This window comes from Clostridium algoriphilum (genome assembly GCF_020443705.1).
GTDB lineage: Bacteria > Bacillota > Clostridia > Clostridiales > Clostridiaceae > Clostridium_AD > Clostridium_AD algoriphilum.
This window is the reverse complement of the sequence record NZ_JAIZZK010000089.1, coordinates 1-1,837: the sequence shown is the minus strand read 5'-3', so window position 1 is coordinate 1,837 and position 1,837 is coordinate 1. Positions and strand designations below refer to the sequence as shown.

Sequence of the window (1,837 nt, the reverse complement as noted above, 5' to 3'; positions counted from 1 at the left end):
GATAGTGTTAACACTATCTTTGTTTTATTTATTTGAATCCTTGCATTAGCAAGGGTTTAAGCTACTTTTATAATAAAAAAAACAATGACCCCCTCTATTTGTTATAATTGTTGTATCCTACCCCAACAAAAATTACGAAAGAAGGTGTCATTGTGAGTTTAATTATATCAATGTTAGTTACATATAATCAACTACTACTTTCGCAAATAAATCATTTACTTGTTTTTATTGTGAAAAATATACCTCTAAATGGTCCAAAATATGATATGACAAGCCCTAAATATAAGAAACTTACTGTAGATAAATTACCTGTCATTAAAACTTTTGAAAAACTCGATTACAAGCAACTCTTAAATGATTATAAAACCATTAATAACAAAGAAAAAAAGCCTGTTAATTCTCGTGGTAAAAATCAGGTATCACCTGATATCATTTGCCCTCAATGTGGTGCTCCGCACATCTATATCTACGATAACACCGGAGGTCGTGGGCAACTTTGGTGCAAAGTTTGTGATCTACATTTCAATAAAACTAAGGTTGATTTCAAGTCTGAGACCTTTCTTTGTCCATTTTGTGGACATGCCTTGAGTAAAAAGAAGGACCGTAAAAATTTTTATATCCATAAATGTGTTAATACAAAATGTAGCTTTTACCTAAGTTCTCTTTCAAATCTTTCATTAGAAGACATTAAAGAATACACGAAAGATAAGTACAAATTTAAGCTACATTATATTTATCGTGAATTTACAACTAATTATTTTGATGTAGATTTATCTTCTATGCCCAAAGGTGCTACTAACCTCAAATTCAGAAATTTTTCTTCTCATGTAATGGGCCTTTGTCTAACATATAACATCAATCTAGGACTATCTACACGCCGTACGGCGCTTGCTCTATGGGAAATCCACGGTGTTAAAATATCTCATGTAACAGTTAGTAAATATGCCATTACAGCTGCCGCTTTAGTTAAACCATTTGTCGATAATTATGACTATAAACCTACTAATTATCTTGCTGCTGATGAAACCTATACTAAAGTAAAAGGAACTACTCAATATATTTGGCTTGTTATGGACGCCATCAAGAAATCAATTTTAGGATACCAAGCCTCTTTTAGTCGTGATGCTGGGCCTTGTATTTTAACTATGCGTATGGCATTTGATAAGTTTAAAAAATTTCCAGGTAAGTCTCTTAAATTCATTGCTGATGGTTACACAGCATATAAACTTGCGGAGCAACAGTTTAAACTTAATAACTTTGATTTCAACGTAATTCAAGTAATTGGACTTACTAATGCTGATCCTGTTACCACTGAGTATCGTTGGGTTAAACAAATAATAGAGCGCCTCAACAGAACATTTAAATTCTCCTACAGGGTTACAAATGGTTTTGGTAGTGAAGAAGGTTCCAACACGCACTTAGCCCTATTTGTAGCTTATTACAACTTTCTCCGTCCACATAGCTACGCTTATTGGGGACCATTAAACTCAATTCCTGAACTTGAAAAAATCTCCACCATGCCAGGAAAATGGCAAAAGCTAATTGAACTTTCGCAACAACTTATACTAAAAAACAACTTGAATAGCTTAATTTAGAATTTCTATTATAATCTAATAAAATTGACTTTTCCTGTCATCATTTTTAAAATTGAACAGTCTGAACAGGTTAATTTGTGTTGCTTTTTATTATTCACAGAAAATAAATTTTGTAAATTTTAGGAACTTAACTACAAACAAAACTGCATTGTATTTCTTCAAAGTATTTTTTCACTTTTCAACGTGCAATTAAAACCCTAATATTTACATTCCTGTTTTTTCATAAGTTAGTTAACACTATC

At 31.8% G+C, this 1,837-nt stretch carries 1 protein-coding gene; it reads left to right on the top strand.

The features are described from left to right. The first annotated feature begins 152 nt into the window (after positions 1-152). Positions 153-1,595, top strand: coding sequence for an IS66 family transposase (locus tag LGK95_RS21970; RefSeq protein ID WP_226127033.1), 1,443 nt, complete (start codon positions 153-155; stop codon positions 1,593-1,595). Positions 1,596-1,837 lie beyond the last annotated feature (242 nt).